Source organism: Gemmatimonadaceae bacterium (genome assembly GCA_036003045.1).
Lineage (GTDB): Bacteria > Gemmatimonadota > Gemmatimonadetes > Gemmatimonadales > Gemmatimonadaceae > JAQBQB01.
In genome coordinates, this window is sequence record DASYSS010000032.1 from 1 (window position 1) to 22,271 (window position 22,271).

19 protein-coding genes are annotated in these 22,271 nt (G+C 65.2%); 6 read left to right on the forward strand and 13 right to left on the reverse strand.

Annotated elements, in window-relative coordinates; genetic code table 11:
• Together VGQ44_07150 and VGQ44_07155 are read left to right on the forward strand one after the other, a co-directional pair.
• Positions 1–1,788 (forward strand): FtsX-like permease family protein (locus VGQ44_07150; protein HEV8446578.1); only part of this gene is annotated, 1,788 nt, incomplete at its 5' end.
• The gene (locus VGQ44_07155) at positions 1,785–2,372 is read left to right on the forward strand and encodes a DNA-3-methyladenine glycosylase I (protein HEV8446579.1); all 588 of its coding nucleotides are present in this window, start codon (positions 1,785–1,787) and stop codon (positions 2,370–2,372) included. The genes VGQ44_07150 and VGQ44_07155, both read left to right, overlap by 4 nt.
• A 22-nt stretch (positions 2,373–2,394) precedes the next feature.
• Here VGQ44_07155 and VGQ44_07160 read toward each other — a convergent pair whose 3' ends face one another.
• Complete coding sequence (locus VGQ44_07160; protein ID HEV8446580.1) at positions 2,395–2,565, reverse strand: hypothetical protein; 171 nt, start codon at positions 2,563–2,565, stop codon at positions 2,395–2,397.
• 66 nt (positions 2,566–2,631) lie between these two features.
• Here VGQ44_07160 and VGQ44_07165 point away from each other — a divergent pair, with 66 nt between their 5' ends.
• Positions 2,632–3,354 (forward strand): hypothetical protein, encoded by a 723-nt coding sequence (locus tag VGQ44_07165; GenBank protein HEV8446581.1) that lies wholly within the window; start codon positions 2,632–2,634, stop codon positions 3,352–3,354.
• A gap of 42 nt (positions 3,355–3,396) precedes the next feature.
• Here VGQ44_07165 and VGQ44_07170 read toward each other — a convergent pair whose 3' ends face one another.
• The 5 genes from VGQ44_07170 to VGQ44_07190 all read right to left on the reverse strand — a co-directional run bounded on the left by VGQ44_07170 (position 3,397) and on the right by VGQ44_07190 (position 6,140).
• Entirely contained in the window at positions 3,397–3,756 is a 360-nt protein-coding gene (locus tag VGQ44_07170; protein ID HEV8446582.1) for a hypothetical protein, read from the reverse strand.
• Positions 3,757–3,846: 90 nt separating this feature from the next.
• Complete coding sequence (locus tag VGQ44_07175) at positions 3,847–4,287, reverse strand: hypothetical protein (protein HEV8446583.1); 441 nt, start codon at positions 4,285–4,287, stop codon at positions 3,847–3,849.
• A gap of 230 nt (positions 4,288–4,517) precedes the next feature.
• Positions 4,518–5,222 carry a hypothetical protein gene (locus tag VGQ44_07180; GenBank protein ID HEV8446584.1) on the reverse strand — a complete coding sequence of 235 codons (705 nt, stop codon included), beginning with the start codon at positions 5,220–5,222 and terminating at the stop codon, positions 4,518–4,520.
• A gap of 124 nt (positions 5,223–5,346) precedes the next feature.
• Positions 5,347–5,817 carry an SRPBCC domain-containing protein gene (locus VGQ44_07185; protein ID HEV8446585.1) on the reverse strand — a complete coding sequence of 157 codons (471 nt, stop codon included), beginning with the start codon at positions 5,815–5,817 and terminating at the stop codon, positions 5,347–5,349.
• Positions 5,814–6,140 carry a metalloregulator ArsR/SmtB family transcription factor gene (locus tag VGQ44_07190; GenBank protein ID HEV8446586.1) on the reverse strand — a complete coding sequence of 109 codons (327 nt, stop codon included), beginning with the start codon at positions 6,138–6,140 and terminating at the stop codon, positions 5,814–5,816. Before VGQ44_07190 ends, VGQ44_07185 begins: the two co-directional genes overlap by 4 nt.
• 130 nt (positions 6,141–6,270) lie before the next feature.
• Between VGQ44_07190 and VGQ44_07195 the strand changes: the two genes are divergently transcribed.
• Positions 6,271–6,690 carry a hypothetical protein gene (locus tag VGQ44_07195; GenBank protein HEV8446587.1) on the forward strand — a complete coding sequence of 140 codons (420 nt, stop codon included), beginning with the start codon at positions 6,271–6,273 and terminating at the stop codon, positions 6,688–6,690.
• 155 nt (positions 6,691–6,845) lie between these two features.
• A complete protein-coding gene (locus VGQ44_07200) occupies positions 6,846–8,402 on the forward strand; it encodes an FAD-dependent monooxygenase (protein HEV8446588.1) in 1,557 nt (518 codons plus the stop codon).
• On the opposite strand, the gene VGQ44_07205 is transcribed toward VGQ44_07200, so the two are convergent.
• The 6 genes from VGQ44_07205 to VGQ44_07230 form a co-directional block, all read right to left on the reverse strand.
• Positions 8,403–9,707: an ATP-binding protein gene (locus VGQ44_07205; protein HEV8446589.1), complete on the reverse strand. Its 1,305-nt coding sequence runs from the start codon at positions 9,705–9,707 to the stop codon at positions 8,403–8,405.
• Between the two features lie 177 nt (positions 9,708–9,884).
• The gene (locus tag VGQ44_07210; protein HEV8446590.1) at positions 9,885–11,564 is read right to left on the reverse strand and encodes an acyl-CoA dehydrogenase family protein; all 1,680 of its coding nucleotides are present in this window, start codon (positions 11,562–11,564) and stop codon (positions 9,885–9,887) included.
• 49 nt (positions 11,565–11,613) lie between these two features.
• Positions 11,614–12,012, reverse strand: a complete 399-nt coding sequence (locus tag VGQ44_07215) for a hypothetical protein (protein ID HEV8446591.1) — start codon at positions 12,010–12,012, stop codon at positions 11,614–11,616.
• A 146-nt stretch (positions 12,013–12,158) separates the two neighbouring features.
• Positions 12,159–14,630 (reverse strand): bifunctional aspartate kinase/homoserine dehydrogenase I, encoded by a 2,472-nt coding sequence (thrA, locus tag VGQ44_07220; protein ID HEV8446592.1) that lies wholly within the window; start codon positions 14,628–14,630, stop codon positions 12,159–12,161.
• 63 nt (positions 14,631–14,693) lie between these two features.
• Positions 14,694–15,905, reverse strand: coding sequence for a DUF2911 domain-containing protein (locus VGQ44_07225; protein ID HEV8446593.1), 1,212 nt, complete (start codon positions 15,903–15,905; stop codon positions 14,694–14,696).
• 96 nt (positions 15,906–16,001) lie between these two features.
• The gene (locus VGQ44_07230) at positions 16,002–16,559 is read right to left on the reverse strand and encodes a hypothetical protein (protein HEV8446594.1); all 558 of its coding nucleotides are present in this window, start codon (positions 16,557–16,559) and stop codon (positions 16,002–16,004) included.
• Positions 16,560–16,704: 145 nt separating this feature from the next.
• Here VGQ44_07230 and VGQ44_07235 point away from each other — a divergent pair, with 145 nt between their 5' ends.
• Complete coding sequence (locus VGQ44_07235; GenBank protein ID HEV8446595.1) at positions 16,705–19,242, forward strand: zinc-dependent metalloprotease; 2,538 nt, start codon at positions 16,705–16,707, stop codon at positions 19,240–19,242.
• Positions 19,243–19,514: 272 nt separating this feature from the next.
• On the opposite strand, the gene VGQ44_07240 is transcribed toward VGQ44_07235, so the two are convergent.
• A complete protein-coding gene (locus VGQ44_07240) occupies positions 19,515–22,175 on the reverse strand; it encodes a hypothetical protein (GenBank protein HEV8446596.1) in 2,661 nt (886 codons plus the stop codon).
• Between the last annotated feature and the right edge of the window lie 96 nt (positions 22,176–22,271).

The following is a 22,271-nucleotide window of genomic DNA, read 5'->3' on the forward strand; positions in this document are numbered from 1 at the left end:
CGGCTCCATCTTGGGACCGACGACCCGGCCTCTCCGAGCGCGATATCGCTGTTTCTCGATGGCCGACTCGCCGCCGGCGCGACGCTCGGCGACGTCGCGGTCGAAGCGCGCGTGATCGCCGCACAACAGGACCGGCTTACGCCGGGCCGGCGCACCGCCGTAGTCGCGACGGACGGCGCGATCATCTCGCAGCCCGGGAACGGCATGGCCGTTGGCGGCACCGTCGCGGTGGTCTTCGTCGCGCTCGCCTGTCTCGCGCTCGTCGCGTGCGCCAGCGTCGTCTCGATTCTCCTCGCCATCGCCCACACCCGCCGAACCGAGATGGCGCTCCGCATGGCGCTCGGCGCCGGCGCTCCGCGGCTGGCGGCGATGCTCGGCACCGAGTCGCTGCTGCTCGCCAGTCTCGCGGGCGTGTTCGCATCCGCGCTCACTTTCAGGCTGCCGCGCGTGCTGATGGAGTGGCTCGTCCAGCGGCCTGTGAATTTTTCCCTGTCGCCCGACTGGCACGTCTTCGCGTTCCTGATGATCACGACGCTGTTGGCCGCGCTCGTTGCGGCCAACGCCCCAATCCGCGCCGTGCTCTCGCTCGACCTGAACTCGACACTGCGTCGCGTTCCGGATCGGACGCACGGCCGAGTGAAGCGCGGGAACGCGCTCATGGCGGCGGAGATCGGCGGAGCGACGGCGCTCCTCGTCGCGACGATCGCGCTCACTCGGTTGCCCGCGCGGATCAACGACTCACCGCCGCGGTTCGACGCGCGACACGTGTTGGCGACGACTCTGCGCGCGCCGCAACCGGTGGGAGGCTGGCAAAGCTTTCATGACGGCCTTGGCCGGGCGTTGGCGAGTGTGCCGGGCGTTCGCGGTGTCGCGTTCGCCACCGCCTCACCGGCGGGCGACGAAGGGACCGGTGTGCTCGAGGTGACGACGGCCGAGAAGAATCGCCGCCGAATGCCGTGGGCCGAAGTGTCGCCCGACTACTTCGACGTCTTTGGTGTCCGCGTCGAACGCGGGCACGCCTTCAGCGTCACGGATGCCGCCTGCGCGGCGCCGGTGTGCCCTGTCGTGCTCTCTCGCGAAGCTGCACGAGAGCTGTGGCGCGGCGTCGATCCACTCGGCAAGCGCCTCACGGTGGATGCGAGCCATTCGCTTGAGGTCGTCGGCATCGCCTCTGACGCGTCGAGCGAAATCGCCGAGGCGGCACAGGCGCTGATGCTCTACACGCCGTGGCGCCCAAACGCACGGTTGTATCAACCGTTCGTGCGAGTCGAAGACAGCCGGAGCGGAGTCATCAAGAGCCTCACGTCGCTCGTGAGCGAGCGCTTTGCCGGCGCGGTCGTGGCGCCGATCACCGTGGACGAAAAGCTCAGGCTCCTCACCGACACGTTTCAGCGCATCGGGCAAGCGGTCGGCGTGGTGGCGGCGATCACGGCGGTTCTGGCGATCGTCGGCGTCTACGGCGTCGTCGCCCTCGCGGCGCGGCGGCGCTCGAAGGAGATGGGCATTCGTCTCGCACTCGGTGCGCGCCGGATGGATGTCTACCGAGCGATGGTTTCGCCGAACGCCCGCCCGGTGACGCGTGGATTGGTAACCGGTGCGCTGTTCACCGCGGCGATGGCGGTCGCGTCGGACCGAGTTTTGGCGCAGGAGTTTCCGGTGAAGATCGTGGACCCGATCGCCTTCGTGCTGGCCGCGTTGGCGTTGGCAGTCGCGGTCTCGATCGCTATGCTGTTGCCGGCAAGGCGCGCGACGAGGGTCGATCCGGCGATGGTACTCCGGCAAGAATGACGACTGAACCGAAACGATGTTCGTGGGTCAATCCCGACGACGAGTTGATGCGCGAGTACCACGACCGGGAATGGGGCGTGCCGGTGCACGACGACCGGACACACTTCGAGTTTCTCGTTCTCGAGGGTGCGCAGGCGGGGCTCAGTTGGTCGACCATCCTCAAGAAGCGGTCTGGCTACCGCCGCGCGTTCAGCGACTTCGATCCGGAACGCGTCGCGCGCTACACGGCGGCGCGGATCGCAAAGCTGCTCGCTGATCCCGGCATCGTCCGAAACCGGTCGAAGATCGCGTCGGCCGTGAAGAACGCCAAGGCATTTCTCGCCATTCAGAAGGAATTCGGCACCTTCGACGCCTACTGCTGGCGCTTCGTCGACGGCCGCCCGCTGGACAACCGCCGAACATCGATGCGCGGAGTTCCGGCGAAGACCGCCGAGTCGGATGCATTCAGCGGCGACCTCAAGCGGCGAGGGTTCAGCTTCGTCGGCACGACCATCATCTACGCGCACATGCAGGCGGTCGGCATGGTCAACGATCATCTCACGGACTGCTTCCGATATCGCGAGATCCGCCGCCTCGGTGAATGAGTCGGTCTTCGCGCGGCGTCCGTCAGTCCGCATCGATGAAGACGTCGGCCAGCCGAATCTCCGGCGGTTCGTCCGCACCGGTCCAACGCCATGACAAGAGGTCTCGAGCCGTGCGATCCAACTCGTGCCGAGCGACCGCCGTGACCGTCTTCCGCTCGGGATCGACGATCCAATACTCGGGAATCGCCGTCACCAGTCGCGCCGTTGTCAGCTGCGCCGTTCAGATGTGAAGAGCGTTACATTCCCGCCAATGCGTGAGATGTCGCGATACCGAGAGCTCGACCAGACTCAGATCACGCAGACCCTCCGCCGGCTGCGCGACCGGATTTCTGAGCGATTTCCGGAATCGGGCCTCGGTAAGGTCGGCGGCGAGCTGGTCGCGCTGTCGGAGGAGGCCTTCGATTGCGTCGACTACGTGCGAAAGCCGAACTGGCCGATTCGCATCGCCGTCGGCGCGGTCATCGCGGGGATGGTAGCCGTCGTCGTGCTCGGCGCCGTGAGCATTCGTGTGTCCGGCAGAGTGAACAGCATCTCCGAGCTCGTGCAGATGCTCGACGCATCGATCAACGACATCGTTTTCCTTGGCGTGGCGATCTTTTTTCTCGTCACGCTCGAGTCCCGACTCAAACGGAGAAAAGCGCTCCGGTCACTGCATCAACTGCGCAGCGTGGTCCACATCGTCGACATGCACCAGCTCACGAAGGATCCGGAGCGGCTCATGTCGCCGCAGCCCGACACGACGTCGTCGCCCGAGCGGTTAATGACCGCGCCAGAGCTGGGACGATACCTCGACTACTGCAGTGAGATGCTGTCGCTCACGAGCAAAGTCGCCGCGTCGTTCGTTCAATCGCTCAGCGATCCGGTCGTGCTCAGCACGGTCAACGAGATCGAAACCCTGGCGACTGGACTCTCAGGAAAGATCTGGCAGAAGATCACGCTGCTCGAGCGCGCGACGCGTTCGGACTCGGCGCTTCGCTCATAGCCGCGGCACGAACGCGGAGTCCAAGGCGATCGGCGCGACGAGTTACGGAATGGCGGCGTGGAACAACGTCAAGGGGCACTGGGTGCCGTCGGCGCCGATGAGGAATCCATCAACTCGCTCGAAGCCGGGCTGCGCCGTGTTGCTGAGCGTTCCCTCGTACTCCAGCGGCGCCGCGTTGCCGAGCGTCATGTGCCCATGAACGTCGCTCGACGACGACCGAGTGGCGGCGAGAGCGACGGTCCCTTGACCGCTCACTTGAATCGAGCCGCATTGCGCGGACGGTGGAAACACAATGTAGGATCCGCCGCCCACGACGAGCTTCCGGGTCCACGACAGCGAGATCCCGAACTCGAGGCCGATCACCGTGTGTCCGGTGGACCACTCTCCGTCGAGTGCTGTCACCGCTGGATCCGTTCCGGCTGAGCACGCGCTGAGCGCGACAACGACTGCGACGAGAGAATAAGGACGTTTCAGCATCGGACAGGATCCAAGTCAGGGGACGTCGAATTCGTTGGATGTCAGCACGTGACCGTCACTCAGGTCGGCTTCATCGCCCCCAACGACGGCGAATCGGTAGTGTCCCGCCTCCGACAAGACGCGACTGACTGACAGGGACTGCCCCGCGGCCAATTCGACCGGACCGTTTTCGCCTGGCGTCTGTACACACAGGAAGTTTTGAACGGCGCCCGTCCACGTTCCATTGACGAACTGCTCGACGAACGTCGTCGGTCCGGGTCCGCAGCGGGTGAAGAAGACCGGATGCGTGGAGACATTGGTCACGGTCATGACGAGGCTGTCACCCTGCGGACGTCGCCCCGCGAGCGTCACGGCGATTCGAAGATCATCCGCCGGCGGAACCGTGACAGACATTTCGCCCGCGCAGGCGCAGAGCGAAAGGCACAAGACGACGAACGAAGCGCGGAATTCCTTCATCAAGGCCTCCTGACCACCTAACCGCGAAAGCGCGGCGCGGGTCACCCAGCAGGAGGATGCTCTAACGCGCGCGGCGCGGGAAAAACTCGGCGGCAACGCATGATTGGAGTCGGTCGCGCGAAAGCGCGGTGCCACCGACCGACCCCACAGGACGGGAAAAGTACGGCGTGACGGCCGCCGTCATGCGCGCTATCACAATGCCGACCCTTTAATTGCAATGGCGGCGTTGCTCACGCGAGGATATTCACCGCCCGCGCGGCCACCAGGGCCAGCGTCAGAAGCGAAACGACCGCCTCGAGCATCATCAACAGCTTCATCCGCGCCGTCAGCGGCAGCGTGTCGGTCGGTGAGAACGCCGTCGACGTGTTGAAGGAAAGGAACAGATAGTCGACGTACCCGGGCCGTACCTCGGCGACGATTTCCGCCGGCAGCGTCATGTACGGAAAGATGAACTCCGATGGCCCCCGGTGGTCGCGGGTGTCGATCCACGGGCCGCCTCGATCGAGTCCCCAATACCATAGAGAAAACACGACGACGTTGGTCGCCCAGATGTTCAGCGCGTCCAACAACAGCGTGCGTCCGTTGTGCGTCTTTCCCGCGAGCAACGCTTCGATGAGCAGAAGGAGCGAGCGTGAGTTGGCGAGACTGACGACGATGAACAGGGTCACGCCAAGTGCGAAGGCGACACCGCGATACGCGCTGGCCGAGGCCCACTGATCTTGGTCATGTGCGTACCGCGCGACCCGTTCTGCCCGAAGCCCGATCGCGGTGATCGGAATCAAAAGGATGAGCTCGGCGATCGGCGCGAGCCTTCGCGACCCGTAGCCAAAATCGTTGATCAGCGAGAACTGCAGCGCGACGACGACCGCGATGGCGGCGCGCGCGAGCCATCGGTCGAGGATCTCGGGGTGGGCGGAGGTTCGGTCGTCGGACATGACGCCCGAATCGACGCGCCAACGCGGTGTCTCTAGCTATGGCACCTTGGGCGCATGCGGGCGAGGAGGGTCGTTCGCGATCCCCTTCGTGCGTTCAAGCGCATCGTCGAGACCGTTCAACAAGCTAGGCACTCAAATGCGTACGCAGCCAACCGAGAACACGCTCCCAACCGCGGCTATGACTGTCGCAGTCGGTGCGATTGGTGAATCCCTCCTGTCGAACCGTGACGCGCGAGCCGCCCGGGATCGGCTCGATCTGAAATCGCACGGTCGTCACGTCGCTCGGCCGGTGCTCGTATCGCCACGTGTGCACGAACAACGACGGCGGCACGACGTCGAGGATCTCTCCGCCGACAGCGAACGTCGTTCCATCTGCACCGACACCCTCGCTCCGCCACCAACCGCCGGGGCGCACGTCGCCGGTCCAGCGCGTCACGCGATAGGTCTCCGGCGATCCCCACCAACTGGCGATTTCCTCGGACGCGACGGCTTGAAAGACACGCTCGGGAGAGGCCGCGATTTCGACCGCCGCCAAAATGATGCCGCGTGTCAGATCAGCGACCGCACGTGCGGAGGACAACGTCGGTGCCGTCATCGCCGCTCGCCCTCCAGCCGCTGCTTGAGGTTATCGAGACTGGTCAGCCAAAACGCTCGATATCCCTCGATCCATCCAGCGACGCGCTGGAGCGGCAACGGGTCGAGTTGATACAGGCGTTCACGCCCGATTCGCGATTCGGTGACCAATCGGGCGTCGCGGAGGACCTTGAGATGCTTCGAGATGGCGGGGCGACTTTGCTCGAACTCGGCGGCGAGCGCGTTCACGGGAACCCGTCCTCCTCGGAGCCGGTCGAGGATCGCGCGTCGCGTCGGATCGGCGACGGCTCTGAACACGTCCGTGCTTGCGGCTATGCGGCCCATGATAGGTAACATATTGCTCACGCTTTTCTTCCGCCACCATGAAAGTCCGCTATTGACTAGGCAATACGGCATGAATAGAGTGTCGTAACCAATTGGTTACCTATAACCTCAAAGATCGGATCCGACCTTCATGCCTATCTCATTGATCTACCGGATCGCTGCCGTGCTCCTGGTGCTGTACGCCATCGGGCACACGCTCGGCTTTAGTCGAGTGGACTCTGCCTGGGGCGTTACCGCGCCGATCGCCGAACTGCAGCGCATCAGGTTTACGGCCCAGGGTACTCCGGGACGCACCTACTGGGGATTCTATCTCGGCTTCGGATACTTCTGCTCCGTGCTCTTGTTGCTCGCCGCGGCGCTTGCCTGGCAAGTCGGAAGGCTGCCTGGAGACGTGGTCCGCCGGATGCAGCCGTTGCTGTGGGCGTTTGCGATCGCGTTCGCGGCGACGAGCTTCATCACGTGGAAGTTTTTCTTCACTGCGCCGGTGGTGTTCTCGCTCCTGGTGACCTTGGGCCTGGTCGGCGGCGCGTGGCTCGCTCGATCGGCCTGACCGTGAACGGCGGGTGAGTCGACTCGCGTGAGCGGCGCCTGGCATGCACCAGGCTGTCAGCCGTTTGCCCCCGCGACGCGGCGCTTGACTGTCCGAGTCACGGTGGCCAACCGGTCCGTTGCTTGCACCCTCCAAGCGCGACGCTGGAGGCGGCCATGGCAAAGGAGAGCGCGAAGGTCCGTTTTACCAGCGAGACGGAGGTTCTGATCGTCGGTGCCGGGGCAACGGGCCTCACGCTGGCCCTCTGGCTTCAGAAACTCGGCACGCCGTTCCGCATCGTCGACTCGCTGCCTTCAGCGGCGCCCTTCTCGCGCGCGCTCGGTGTACACGCGCGCACCCTCGAGTTCGACCGGCAGCTGGGATTCGCCGACGACGTCGTGAGCGGCGGCGTCGTCATGAGCGCGATCAACCTGTGGGTCAATCGCAGAAAGACGGCGCATCTGACGCTGAGTGATCTCGGATCGGATCTCACGCCGTATCCATTCGTGCTCGATTTCGCGCAAGACCAACATGAGCGCCTGTTGATCGAGCAGCTCGAATCACGCGGGACAACGGTCGAACGGGGGACGCGACTCGTGGCGCTCGATGACCGCGACGACGGATTGCTCGCGACGCTCGAGTGTTCCGACGGCACGATGGATTCGTGCCTCGCGTCGTACGTCGCCGGCTGCGACGGGGCACATTCCACCGTGCGGTCCGCAACGGGCATTGGCTTCGCCGGCGGGAGCTACGAGCGCGTCTTCTACGTGGCGGACGTCGACGCGAGTGGGCCCGCGGTGAACGGCGAACTGCACGTCGACCTTGGCGAATCCGACTTGTTGGCGGTATTCGCGATGAAAGGCGAGAGCCACGTTCGCCTCGTGGGAACGGTCGAAGGCGACGCGATTCCCAAAGATCGAACGCTCTCGTTCGACGACGTGAGCCGTCGTCCGATCGACCAGCTCGGTCTCGACGTCCGACAAGTGCACTGGTTCTCGACGTATCACGTGCACCATCGCGTCGCGAGCGCGTTTCGCAAAGGCCGAGCGTTCCTGCTCGGCGACGCGGCGCACATCCATAGTCCGGTCGGTGCGCAAGGGATGAACACCGGCATCGGCGACGCGGTCAACCTGTCGTGGAAGCTGGCGTCCGTCTTGCGCGGATCACGCCCCGATTTGCTCGATACATATGGCGTCGAACGGATGGCGTTTGCTCGACGGCTCGTCGCGACCACGGACCGCGCGTTCACGATCGCCACGAAACCCGGCCGTGTGGCGGCAGTGGTCAGGACGCGCGTGTTTCCTGGTGTCGTCGGCTCCCTATTCAGAGTTGCGCCGTTTCGGCGATGGCTGTTTCGGACCATATCACAGATCGCGATCGATTATCGGACGAGCGCGATCAGCGTCGGCCGAGCGGGCGCGGTCCACGGTGGCGATCGTTTGCCATGGGTGGAGCTCGATGCGCATGGCGCCGACAACTTTGCTTCGCTCCAGTCGCTTGACTGGCAAGTTCACGTCTACGGCGACGCCGACGGCCAAGTGACCGATGCCTGCCGGCGACTCGGTCTCACGTTGAGCACGTTTTCCTGGTCACCGGCTGCTGAACGCGTTGGGTTGGCGCGCGACGCAACGTACCTCGTGCGCCCAGACGGATACGTGGCGATGGCCGCCGAGTCGGGTGCTGGAACGAAGCTGGCCGAATACTTCGAGAGCCGAGGCATCCGGATTACTTGATCAGGCGTCGAGCGGCCCGAGTCGAGGCAGAAGGACCGTGAACGTCGAGCCTTCGCCGATGCAGCTTTCCACGTGGATTTCGCCGCCCATCGCCCGCGCTAGCTGACGGCTGATGGAGAGACCGAGCCCGGTGCCTTCGACCGCGCGACTCAGCGAGGCATCGCCTTGTGTGAACGGTTCGAAGATGGCCGACAACAGCTCCGTTCGAATCCCCTGCCCGGTGTCTTGAACCTTGAGCTGAATGAAATGATCGTCGACGGTGCAGACGAGCTCGATGCCTCCCTTGTCGGTGAACTTCACTGCGTTTGACAACAAGTTGAGCATGATCTGCTCGGTCTTGGCCCGATCCATGTTCACGACGACGTCCGGACCGGGCGTGGTCAATCGGTAGTTCAGCTGTTTCAGCGCGACGCGCGGCGCGATGAACGAGCCCAACGTCGCCGCGAAATCGTCGAGTCGCACCGCTTCATATCGGAGGTCGACGTGTCCAGCTTCGAGCTTCGCGAAGTTCAGCACGTCGTCGATGAGCCGAAGGAGCGTGTTCGCGCTGCGCTTGATTCGACTCAACGCCTCGCGCTGCCCCGGCTCGAGCGAGCCGTGGAGTCCGAGGTCGAGCAAGTCCACGTAGCCCGTAATGGCGTTGAGCGGTGTACGCAGCTCGTGGCTCATCGTGGCGAGAAAGGCGCCCTTGGCCGCGTTCGCGTCGTGAGCGAGCCGATGGGCCGCTTCCGCTGCATGAAGCGCCGTCATCAACTGGTCGTTGGTCAGCTCGAGCTCCTCGGCGAGCGCCTGGCCCTCCTCGACTTGCTGCTCGAGCTCTCCCGCGAGCTCTTGCAGCTGGTCGTTGAGCAGCCGCTCAGCGCGTTGCAGCCTCTTCGCCTCCGTGATGTCACGCGCGATCTTGGCCGCGCCGACGATCAACCCGCTCTTGTCCCGGATCGGCGAGACGCTGAGCGAAACCTCCACGATCGATTGGTCTTTGCGAAGGCGAACGGTCTCGTAATGATCGACTCGCTCCCCGCGGGAGAGGCGGCCGACGATCTCGTTCTCCTCGTGCTCCAGCTCCGGCGGAAAGAGTCGAAGGATCGACTCGCCAAGCATCTCGGCGGCGGTATATCCAAAGATGCGCGCCGCGCCGCCGTTCCAGCTCCTCACGACGCTGTCGAGCGTCTTTCCGATGATCGCATCGTCCGACGACTCGATGATCGCGGCGAGCCAGGCGTCGGTGGCTTCGAAAGGACCGGCGCTGAAGACCGTCGGCTGGTGGTAATGTTCAAGTGTCCTGTTTGAAGGCCGTTTCGGCATGTCGGTCGTTGATAGTCGCACGAGAGCTGAAGGTTGCCGGTACAGATTGGCAATCCGCCTGCCACTCGCCGGGGCCGCTCCCGGAGTTTGGCATTCTCATCCAATGTGCGTTCCCAACTCGAGGTGCGCCACGTCACAACGCGAACGTTGGCGCGCGACGGCCATCGAGTCAGCCGGTCAACGCGACTCGCCGTTTAGATCGAGACCAGACGTGAGGTCGCGCGCCGTCCACCGCTCGGCGAACTGAATGGCCTGTGCCGCTTCGGTGTCGCGGACGTTCTGCGTCCGCCACCAGGCGGCGTACTCGATCAGACCAACGGCCGCGGTCACTCGTGCGATGGCGAACGCCAATCGCCGCGCACCCGCTTCACGTCGAGCGGTACCTCGCGCGTCCGCGACATAGCGCGCGATCCGGTCGGTTGCTTCTCTCGCTCGGCCCACCGCCGACCGCAACTCGTCTGACGCCACCGCGCCGAGTCGCCGGCGAACATCGTCGAGCCACGGCTCGAACGCGCCGGTACGCTCGATCGCGCGCCACACGTCGAGAGCGAGCACGTTCGTCGTCCCCTCCCAAATAGGAAGCACCTGCGCGTCTCGCAGCAGGCGCGGTAGTCCGGTGTCCTCGATGTACCCTGCTCCGCCGAAGGCCTCGATCGCTTCGCTGGCGACGGCCACCGCTTGCTTGCAGGCATACGCCTTCGCGATCGGCGTCAGTAAGCGAAGCCGCGCCTTCTCGTCGCCGGTCGCTTCACCACATTCGTCCTTTCCCATGAGCTCGACCGCGGCGAAGGCGAGCATGAACGACGCGCGCACGCGTGTCTCGAGCTCGACGAGGGTTTCGAAGTGCAGCGGATGCTCGAGCAGCCGCTTGCCGAACGCCGAACGAACGGTGGCATAACTCTGAGCGAGCGAAAGAATGTGCCGCATGCCGGACACCGCGGCGACGGCGTTGTACACGCGCGTCACGTTGAACAGCGTCGCAATCTTCCGCACGCCGTCCGATTCGCCACCCACGAGCACCGCCGGCGTTCCGTCGAGCGTAAGCTCCGCGGTCGGAAGCGCGCGCGTGCCGAGTTTGTCCTTGAGCCGGTTGACGCGAATGCTGCGGAGCGCGCCCGACGAGTCGCGCAGCTCGATTGCGAAAACGCTCAAGCCGCGCCCGCCCGGCGCCAGCTTGCCGTCGGCGCCTTCGATGCGAGCGAGCGCCAACGCGAGTTGCGACGTCGTCGCCGATGTGAACCACTTCGTTCCCCACAGCCGATGCGTGCGCTCCGCGTCGTCCCAGCGAGCGATGGTCGACGTGAGCGACACGTCCGACCCGCCGGTCCGCTCGGTCATCCATTGTCCCGACGTCCAGAAGCGCGCGGGATCGCGCGTCGTCAGATGCTCGAGGAGTTCGCGCGCGTACCGGTCGCCGGCGCCGTGCACCTCGAGAAACCGCGCCGCGCCGTCGCCCATCGCGAGCGGACAGCTGTACGTCGCCGAGGGCGCGTGAAAGAGATAGAGCAACGCCATCTGATGCACGCGCGACAGTGCGCCGTGTCGTCGCTCATACGCCGCCGCGACGATGCCCTCCTCGGCCGAGATCCGATCGAGCGCGCGCCACGCGTCGGAGACGACGATGTCGTCGACTCGCCGGCCCCACGGATCGTACGGCACGTGCCGCGGAGGCTGTGCTTCCGCGGCGTCGCCGAGCGCGGCGATCTCAGTCGCGGCGCGTTCGCCGAGTCGGTGGAGGCCCGGTTCGATTTCGGCGCGTATGTCGTCGGGGAGGCGCCACCGCAGATACGAGCGCAGGAATCCGTCCGCATCGTACCGGTTCGCGAGGCGCGGTGCTTCCTGATAGAACTCGCTCATCGAACCGGCACAGTCATGCCTGAGTGTACTGCCTCAGGAGCGCGACGTGTTATTGCCAATGCCCCCTGATGTAGTACCAACCATGGAGGTCGTGGTCCCAACGGCCGGCAACCCACCCGCTGCTCGCACGAGGCAGCTTCTCCCAGCTGCCTTTGACCCACTCGAAATCGTCGTCGTGCCAACGCCAGCGACCGCCGACCCACACGTAGCGATCGCCCGGCGAGTCCGGGATTACTTCGATGGGCGTCGGTGGCGGCTCGCGGCCGGCATAATCGTCTCGCCATTCGCGCCACATCTGACCCCAGCGCGGCCACTCGTCCCACGTGAGCATCGTGTCGGAGTAGGCCGAGCTCGAGTAGGACGAGCTCGATCTATAGTAGTAGCATCCGCCGAGCGCGCTCGTGGCGACGAGGCCGGTGACAACTCGCAGTAGTAGGACTCGGTTCATTTCGCAGCTCCCGCAGGTCCAGAGGTGACAATGGCAAGGTTGGGGCAAGGACCCTCGGGTGGACAGGTGGACCGGTGGACAGCGACCCGCCCGGCGTCTGCCTTTAGCCGTCCACCCGTCTACCCGCCCACCTGTCCACCCTGGCCTTACAGAACCGCACCCAGATACGACGCCAAACGGAGGAGATCGGCGAACACACCGGCCGCCGTCACTTCACGACCGGCGCCCGGTCCCTGTACGACGAGCGGATTCTCACGGTACCGGCCGGTTCGGAAGAGCACGATGTTGTCGGTGAGCTGGACACGGGCGAACGGATGCGACGCGGGGTACGGGCAGAGCTCGACGCTCGCCTCGCCGTCGCGCGTGACGCGGCCGACGAATCGCAGAACCTTGCCGGCTGCCGCCGCCGACTGGCGTGCCGCCTCCATTTCTTCGTCGTGCGTCGGGAGCGCGTCCAGGAACTGAGCGACGGTCCCACCCTTCAACGCTTCGGGCACGAGACTCTTCACGGCGACGTCGCCGAGTTCGATCGACAGGCCCATCTCTCGCGCCAGGATGACGACCTTTCGCGCGACGTCCGTCCCGGCGAGGTCGTCACGCGGATCAGGCTCGGTGTATCCCAACTCGCGCGCGTGTGTGACGAGCTCGGAGAAAGAGCGCCGTCCGTCGAGGCTGTTGAAGAGATACGACAGCGTCCCCGACAGAATCCCTTCGATCTCGATGATCTCGTCGCCGGTCTGAATGAGATCCCGCAACGTCTGAATGATCGGAAGCGCGGCGCCGACGGTCGTTTCGTAGAGATAGTGCGCTCCGACGACCCGGTTCGCCTCGCGCAGCCTGCGGTAATAGTCCATGCCGGCGCTGTTGGCGCGCTTGTTCGGCGTCACGACGTGAATTCCACGCGCCAACCAGGACTCGTATTGACGCGCCACCGCGTCGCTCGCCGTGCAATCGATGATCGCGGCGTGCGGCAGGTAGTCGGCATGTACGTGAGCGATGAGACGGTCGAGGTCGAGCGGTTCACCGCGGTCCGCGATCGCGCCGCGATCGGTCGCCGTCAGATCGATCGGCCGGTCGCTGAGCAACATGCGCGTCGACGTCGACACCGCGCGCACTCGCAGATCGATGTCGAACGTTTGCTTGAGCCGCGCCGACTCCGCGGCAAGCTGCCGCATGAGCTCCGAGCCGACGTTTCCTATGCCGACAATCCCGACCGACAGTGTCTGATCAGAGAGGTACAGTCCGGAGTGCGCGGCTCGCAGCGCGCGCGTGGTGTCCGGCGCGTCGACCACGACCGAGATGTTTCGCTCGGATGATCCCTGCGCGATCGCCCGAATATTGACCCGCGCTTTGCCGAGCGCGCTCAGGAATTTGGCCGCGATGCCGGGAGTGCCCGCCATTCCGTCGCCGACCGCTGCGAGAATGCTGCACTCCGACGCGACGTCCACTCGTTGTATCTGCCCGTGATGCCGCTCGGCGAAGAACGCGCGCTCGACCGCCGACCGCGCGTCGCCGGCGACCGCCGACGGAACGGCGAAGCAGATCGAGTGCTCCGAGCTCCCCTGCGAGATCATGATGACCGAGATGCCCGCCTCCCGCAGCGCGCCGAACAATCGCTGGGCGGTTCCCGGTACGCCGATCATGCCGGTGCCCTCGAGGTTGAGCAGCGAAACCGACTCGACGGTCGCCAATCCCTTCACGGGGAATCCGGACGACGGGCCCGCGTGGATTCGCGTGCCGCGCAGCGCCGGATTGAAGGTGTTGCGGATGTAGATCGGCAGGCCGCGCTGAACGGCAGGCGCCATCGTGCTCGGATGGATGACCTTCGCGCCGAAGTAGGCGAGCTCCATCGCCTCGTCGTACGACATGTCGTCGAGCGTCAGCGCCTCGGGTACGAGCCGCGGGTTCGCGCTCATCACGCCGTCGACGTCGGTCCAGATGTGGATCTCACTCGCATCCAGCAGCGCCGCGAAGACGGAGGCGCTGAAATCGCTGCCGTTGCGGCCGAGGGTCGTGGCGACGCCGTCGTGAGTGGAAGCGACGAACCCCGTGATGATGAGCGTCGGCGGCAGGTCGCCGGCGAGCCGCTCGTCGAGCCGCCCGCGCGACGCAGACCAGTCGATCTCGACGTTCGCGTCGCGCCACTCGGCGACGAGCACGTCGCGTGCGTTGATCCACGCGCTCGGCGCTCCTTTCGCAGCAAGCAACGCGTGAAGCACCTGCGCGGACCAGATCTCGCCATACCCAGCGACGAGGTCCAACGTCTCTCGCGACGACCGGCGGAGGAGCGTCGTGGCCCGCAGCAGGTCGGCGATATCGGCGAGGTCGCGCTCAATGGCGAAATCGATGTCAGCGGCAGAATGCGCGGGCACGAGCTCCAGGAGAGCACGGCGGTGCTTGTCGCGCAGTTCGGCGAGAGCGCGTGTGTAGCCGGCGGTATCTCCCACCCCGGCCAGTTCCACGGCGCGAATCAGCGCGTTGGTGACGCCACTCATCGCCGAGACGACGACGGCGCGGTGGCTCTCCGGTCGCTCGGCGACGATATCCGCCACGCGTCGGAAGCACGCCGCGTCGGCGAGGCTGGTTCCGCCGAATTTGTGGACGACCCGCACGCTCACTCGCCGCTCTCGGTCATGCCCGAATCTATGAGGAGACCGAGCGGGAAGGCGACGAGCTCGCGACTACGTCGGGGCTTTGCGCACGACGACGATGGGCGCGGTCCACCGGAACGGCCCCCATTCTATAGAAAGGGTGCCGCGTTTTGCGTCGAGCCCGAGTATGCCGATGGTGAACTGCTCGACCGGTGCCGTTGTCGCCTCCGTCTGCAAGTGCGCCACGCCGAGGTCGCGCTTCCCATCGTACTCCGTGCCCCATTGGCCGTTCTGTTTGTTGACGATCAGCTCCGCCGCGCCGTTCGCGCGCGGAACAGTCCACAGCGTGTACGTTCCCGCTGGAACGACGAGTCCGGCAAGCGTGATCGGCGCCGACGTTGTGAACTGCGTCGCCGCGTTGGCGCCGGTGCGCCACACGTAGTCGAACGGGATGACGTCACCGAGCAGTTTTCTTCCGCGCGCCAACGGACGTCCATAGTCGACGGCGAACGTCGTGCCGCCGATGGTCGCGTGCGCTGTATCGCGAACGCTCAGTTGTTTTGCGCCGCCGTTCTTCGATTCGAGCGCCGCGAATCGCGCTTCGATCTGAGCGACGTCCGGCGATTCGCTGACCCTCGTTACATCAACCTTGTACGTGGTCCGCGCGCCCGAGTACGCGAGCAGCCGACGACTCGAATCGAGCGTCGCCTGGCCGACGCCCGAGAGCCAGTCGTGCCACACCTCGCCCTTGTTCCCCGGCAAGCGCCGCACGGTGGCGTGCCCCAGCGGGAAGCGGTCGAACTCACGGTCGAGGTAGACTTGCCGCAACCGTACCGTATCGGCCGCCGGCGTCGCCGATGCCGAGGGCCGCGCCAGCGCCGCGTCGAAGTAGCGCTCGTACATGCTGTACATCTGCGGCACGTGTGCGACGACCGGCTCCCCTCCATGCGCGAATGCCCACCGCGTGTACGCCGCTGAATCGCGCTTCGTCATGATCACCGAGTCGCCCGTCACGTCGACGATGACGTGGCGCGCACGCTGCGTCGACGGCTCGCTTGGCGTGGTGATCTCCATGACGAGCCGGCGGATGCCGCCGTCGGGAGAGAGCGTGACGACGGCGTGCCGCCGGCGCACGCGTGGGAATCGGTCCACGTCGTCGATGGTTAGTTCGTCGCCGCGGCGCGCCACGTTTTCGACGGAGATCGTGTCGTTGCCGAGCCGGGTGATGAATCCGTAGCGTTCGACGGGACCGCGCGAGGTGCACGCGGCGGCCGCGCAGCACGCCAAAAGGAGTCGCCTCATGGCCTCACGATCCGGCGACGGTCCGAGCCGCGCAAGACATTCTTGGCCGGACGAATGTAATGAATGGGTTAAATCACTCGCCGCAGTCCTACGGGTCTACTGGCAGTGCTGTTTTACCCAGTCGTGCGAGTACTGCATGTGAAGCGGGGCCCGTGGGAACCGCACGGTGCCGTCGGTCTCGATCGCCGCGAACACCTCGTTCCCCAGCAACGAAAGACGGATGCCGTCGAAGACCCGTTGATCGACGTCGTTCACGGCGATCATCGCCAGCACGGGCGGCCCGTAGCGTTGCGACGTATTGTCGGTCATCGTGACGCGGTACATCACGGCGCCTGATGCCGACTCGATTCGCGCTCCCGTGACGTGCGGGCGCAGCGCCGACGGAATCGTGTCGAAGTGCGCGGCATCCGTCGCCTCGATGCCGATCTGCAGTTGATGCACGTACGATCCGTCGTGATCGCGCTCCTCATACACTGCGGCGATCGGATCGAGAGAGACGGTGTCGCCGAGGTCACGCACGGTGGCTTCGGAGAGCGTTTCGCGCGACGTCGGTCCGCCGCAGTCGAACGTCAGGATGCTGCACGACGACGCGCCGGCGGCGAGCACGAATGTGAGGACAATTGCGCCGACCCACGTCGGCCTGGGGAACACCATATCACATCATAAAACATGGACCGGCCCTGGCGGCGACAACCTGGCGACGCGGGAGACCGGGAATAGACTCTCGACGGCGCCTCGACTCGCGTACGGTGCGAATGACTCGCACATTAGCCGGGCCCCCACCACCTGCGAGAGTCCCATGTCCGCCACCCGCGCCTCGCTGATCATTCTTGCCTGCACCCTGACTCCCGCCATCGCGAGGGCGCAGGGCAATCCGCCCACGCAGCCGCCGCAACAACAGAACCCCCCCGCTGCAGCGCGACCCGACTCGAACGCGCCGCCGGCGGGCGCGCGTCGCGGTCCGCGGCCGTACGCCCAGGTGATCACCGCCCGAGCGCATTCGGAACGCGGCGCCATCACGGTGCATCGCGTCGACGACCGCTACTACTTCGAGGTTCCCGACTCGTTGATGGGGCGCGACTACTTGATGGTGACTCGTGTGTCGGGCGTGCCGGCCGGCTCGGGCGGATTCCAGAGCGCCGGAAGCTCCGTGAACGAACGCATGGTTCGCTGGCACCGCGCCAACGACCGCGTGATCCTGCAGGTGGTCACGCCGACGGCCGTCGCCGACGAGTCGCTGCCGATCGCCAGGAGCGTCGCCGAGAACAATTACGGGCCGATCATCGGCGCCTTCCCGATCGCGGCGTTCGCCCGCGACAGCAACGCGTACGTCGTGGACGTCACCGACTTCTTCGCCGCCGACAATCCGGCGACCTCGGGCATGGGCGCTGCCGCCCGGCGCCAGTTCGGAGTGCGCCGCTACGATGCGGCGCGGAGCTACATCTCGAGCGTGCGCGGCTTTCCGATCAACATCGAAGTGCGCCAGGTGCAAACGTTCGACGCCGCGACTCCGCCGGCCGACGTCAATGGCAGCACCGTGACGATGGAGACGCGCGAATCGTTCGTGCTCCTGCCGAAGGTGCCGATGCGTCCGCGCAAATTCGATCCGCGCGTCGGCTTCTTCACGGTCGACCGCGTCAACTACGGCCTCGACGAACAGAAGGCGGCGTCGGAGGAGTTCATCACGCGGTGGCGGCTCGAGCCGAAGGATCCGGCGGCCTACGCCCGCGGTGAGCTCGTGGAGCCCGTCAAGCCGATCGTCTACTACATCGACCCGGCTACTCCGACCAAATGGAAGCGGTACGTGAAGGAAGGCGTCGAGAACTGGCAGAAGGTCTTCGAGAAGGCCGGCTTCAAGAACGCGATCATCGCCCGGGACGCGCCAAATAAGGAAGAGGATCCCGATTTCGATCCCGACGACGCGCGGTACTCGATGGTCCGCTGGGCCGCGTCGCTCGTCCGGAACGCCGTGGGCCCGCACACGCACGACCCTCGTTCGGGTGAAATTCTCAACTCGGAGATCACCTGGTACCACAACCACATGCGGTCGTATCGCAACTGGCTGATCATGGAGACGGGTGCCGCCAACCCGATGGCGCGGTCGCTCGAGATTCCGGAAGAGCTGATGGGCGAGACGATGCGACAGGTGATCACGCACGAGATCGGCCACGCCCTCGGACTCCAGCACAACATGATGGCGTCGGCGAGCTTCCCGGTCGATTCGCTTCGCAGCCCGAGCTTCACGAGCAAATACGGCGTGAGCGCGACGATCATGGATTACGCGCGACAGAACTACGTAGCGCAACCCGGAGACGGGCTCACACCGAAAGACTTCATCCGACGGCTCGGCCCCTTCGACGACTTCGCGATCAATTGGGGCTATCGCGTGATCCCGGTGAAGACCTCGAACGACGAGAAGCCGATCCTCAACGATTGGATCACGAAGCAGAGCGGCCCGTACCCGTACCGCTACGTGTCGCAAGGCTTCGGCAGCGCCGACCCGCGCAACCAGACCGAAGACCTCGGCGACGATCCGGTAAAAGCCACGGCATATGGAGTGAAGAACTACAAGAAGGTGCTTCCGCAACTCGTCGCCTGGACGACCACGCCCGGCAACGACTACGACGACCTCGAGGAGTTGTACACGGAGACGGTGAATCGCTGGGCCGGGATGATGGGTCACGTCGCGACCGTGATCGGCGGCGTGAACGTCGATCTCAAGACGGCCGACATCGCGGGCGCCGTCTTCACGGTCGTGCCGAAGGAGAAACAGAAAGCTGCGCTGGCGTTTCTCGCCGAGAACGCGATCGCCACGCAAGACTGGCTGGCGCCGAAGGACATTCTCTCGCGGATCGGTCCCAACACCACATTGGCGACGCGTCAAGCGGCATTCATCACGTCGCTCCTGAGCGCCCAGCGACTTGCGCGCATGGCCGAAGCGGAGGAGTACGACGCGGCGCGTTCCTATCCGCTCGCGGAATACTTGAGTGATCTCAAACGCGTCGTGTGGAGCGCGCCGTCGCCCGACGCGGGTCGCCGCCAGCTTCAGCGCGTCTATCTCGCGCGCTTGGCGGTGCTCGTGAATCCGCCGCCCCCGCCGACGTCGGCTCCAGGTGCTGGCGGCCCTCCGGCGGCGCCGCCGCGAGTGCTTCCGTTCGTCACCGCGCCAAACGTCCCGCTCAGTGACCTGCCGGCTTTGGCGCGAGCACAGCTTCGCGAGATCCAGCGCGATGCGCGCGCGTCGGCGACCACAGCGAAGACGCCCGTCGAGCGCGCGCATTGGAACGACGTCGCCGACCGCGTGTCGGAGATCCTGGAGCCGCGCAAGGGCCCGTAGTTCATTCGTCACGAGTAGCGGAAGCGACCGATTCCGAAGCGCCGGTCCCAGTACCGAACAGCCTAACCGCTGAGTCGGCGAATCACCTACTGACTTGGCCCGAGACGCCGCAACAATTTGCGATGAGCGAGGAAGGCGCGCCCGTGCACGAGTAATGCCGACGAGGGATGCCGCACGTTGCATCGGGCCTCCTCGCGATCGGACGATCGGAGATTTGTCATGTCGAATTTGACTGTCGACCTGCGTCACGCGCTTCGCGGTGCCGGGCGAAGTCAGGTCACAGTCGGAACACCACTCTGTTGAATGAGCTTCGCGACGAGCCCCGTCCACCCAGTCTGGTGCGACGCCCCGAGTCCGGCGCCGGTGTCTCCGTCGAAGTACTCGTGGAACTGGAGCAGGTCGCACCAGTGCGGATCGTCCTTCACTCTCGACATAAAGCCGAGCGCGGGCCGTCGGGCTTGATGCGCGACGAAGAGGCCAATGAGCCGGCGCGATAGCTCGACCGACACCTCCCACAACGTCAGCATGCGCCCCGAACCCGTCGGGTGCTCGATGCGAAACGACGAGCCGTAGTACCAATCGAACTTCTGCAGCGACTCGATGATCAGGTAGTTGAGCGGAAACCACACCGGTCCGCGCCAATTCGAGTTGCCTCCGAAAAGACCGCTCCTCGATTCGGCCGGTTCATACCGCACCTCGAACTGATGCCCGTCCACCCGCAAACGAAACGGATGGTCCGCGTGCCAGCGCGACACGGAGCGCAGCCCGTTTGGTGAGAGAAACTCGCTCTCGTCGAGCATGCGCCGCAGAATCGCACGCAGCCGCGGCTCGCTCACGATCGCGAAGAGACGTCGGTCGGCGGTGCCGACCCGCGTGACCGACGCCGCGTCGCCGACCAAATCGCTGCGGTACTTGAGAAACCATTCGAACCGCGCGCGGAAATCGGGCAGGAGCTGCAGCAACGCGGCGTCGAGCGTCTCGACAGCCAGCAAGGGAATCAGGCCGACCGCGGAGCGCACGCGCATGAACTCGCACGTTCCGTCGGGCAGGCGCAGGAGATCGTAGTAGAACTCGTCCTGCTCGTCCCACAGGTCTTGTGACTCGCCGGTCAACCCCGTGCGGGAATTTGCCGCGTGCGCGATGTAGAAGAAGTGCTCGAGGAACTTCGTGGCGACGTCCTCGTACGCCTTGTCCTGTCGCGCCAGTTCGAGCGCGATCGCGAGCATGTTGAGGCAGTACATCGCCATCCAGCTCGTCCCGTCGCTCTGGTCTAGCCGAGCGCCGCCGGGAAGTCCTTCACTGCGGTTGAAGACGCCGATGTTGTCGAGACCGAGAAAGCCGCCCTGGAACACGTTGCGGTCATCGGCGTCCTTCCGGTTCACCCACCATGTGAAGTTGATGAGCAATTTGTGGAACACGCGCTCGAGGAACGTGACGTCGCCGGCGCCGGTGATGCGCCGCTCGATCTGGTACACCCGCATCGCCGCCCACGCGTGCACAGGCGGGTTGACATCGCCGAGCTGCCACTCGTAGGCGGGGAGTTGGCCGTTCGGGTGCATGAACCATTCGCGCAGAAAGAGCAGCAGCTGTTCCTTGGCGAATACCGGGTCGACCATCGCGATCGGGATCGTATGAAAAGCCAGGTCCCAGCTCGCGTACCAAGGATACTCCCACGTGTCCGGCATCGAAATCACATTGTGATTGTTGAGATGCCGCCACTGGTGATTTCGTCCAAGCTTGCGCTCCGTCGGCGGAGGCGGCGACGACGGGTCGCCGTCGAGCCAACGCTCGACGTCGTAGTGGTAGAACTGCTTGTTCCAGAGGAGTCCGGCGATCGCCTGCCGCTGGATCTGTTGTTCTTCAACCGACGTTTCGGGTGCCGAGAGCGACTGGTAGAACTCGTCCGACTCGGCGATGCGCGTGGCGAACGTCGCGTCGAACGCCGGTCCGAACGAGGCCGCGGTCGGCAACTCTTCGGACAGGCGCAGTCGCACCACCCGCTCGGCCCCCGCGCCGAGCGTCATGCGGTAACGCGCGGCCGCCTTGGTCCCGGAGAGGGCGGAATTGACGGCGTGCGTTTGTCGTCCGACGACGTACTCGTGAAACGCATCCTTCACGAACGGCGTCGCATTGCGAGCGCCGAAGAGCCGTTCGGCGTTCGTGTCGTTCTCGGTGAACAGGAGCTCCGGATCGCCGTCGCACGCGAGATGATATCGTCCGAAGCTCTCATGGTCCGCCAGGATCTGCATCAGACCTGCGGCGCCCGGCAACACCGTCAACGACGGACGGTATCCCGCCAACCCCCATGACCACGTGTTGCGAAACCAGAGCGTCGGCAGGAGGTCGAGCGTCGCGGAGTCCGGCCCGCGATTGGACACTGTGATCCGGATCAGTACGTCGGTCGGCGACGCCTTCGCGTACTCGACCGAGACGTCGAAGTAGCGGCCGTCGTCGAAAATTCCCGTATCGAGGAGCTCGAATTCCGGATCGTCGCGCGTCCGCGCGCGATTCTCGTCGCGCAGCCGCTCGTACGGAAATCGCGCCTGCGGATACTTGTACAGCGCGCGCATGTACGCGTGAGACGGAACGTTGTCGAGAAAGAACCAGTAGTCCTTGGCGTCCTCGCCATGGTTGCCTTCGCGTCCGGAAAGCCCGAACGGCCGTTCCTTGAGGATGTCGTCCTTGCCGTTCCAGAGCGCGATCGCAAAGCAGAGATGCTGCTCGTCGTCGCAGATGCCGAGCAGGCCGTCCTCGTTCCAGCGATACGCTCGGCTGCGGGCCTGGTCGTGCGGAAAGTATCCCCAGACGTCGCCGTTGGCGCTGTAGTCTTCGCGCACGGTGCCCCAGGCGCGTTCAGCGAGGTACGGCCCCCATCGCCGCCAGGGGGCGATGCCGGCGTTCGCGTCGTCGAGGCGGTCACGCTCCTCGTTCATCTCGCGAGCATACGGGTGGCGGAAGGGGTGAGTCAAGCGATGGGGTCGGAGGCGGAATCTGGCGAGGCACCTCCCCGAGAATATGTTTTACCACGC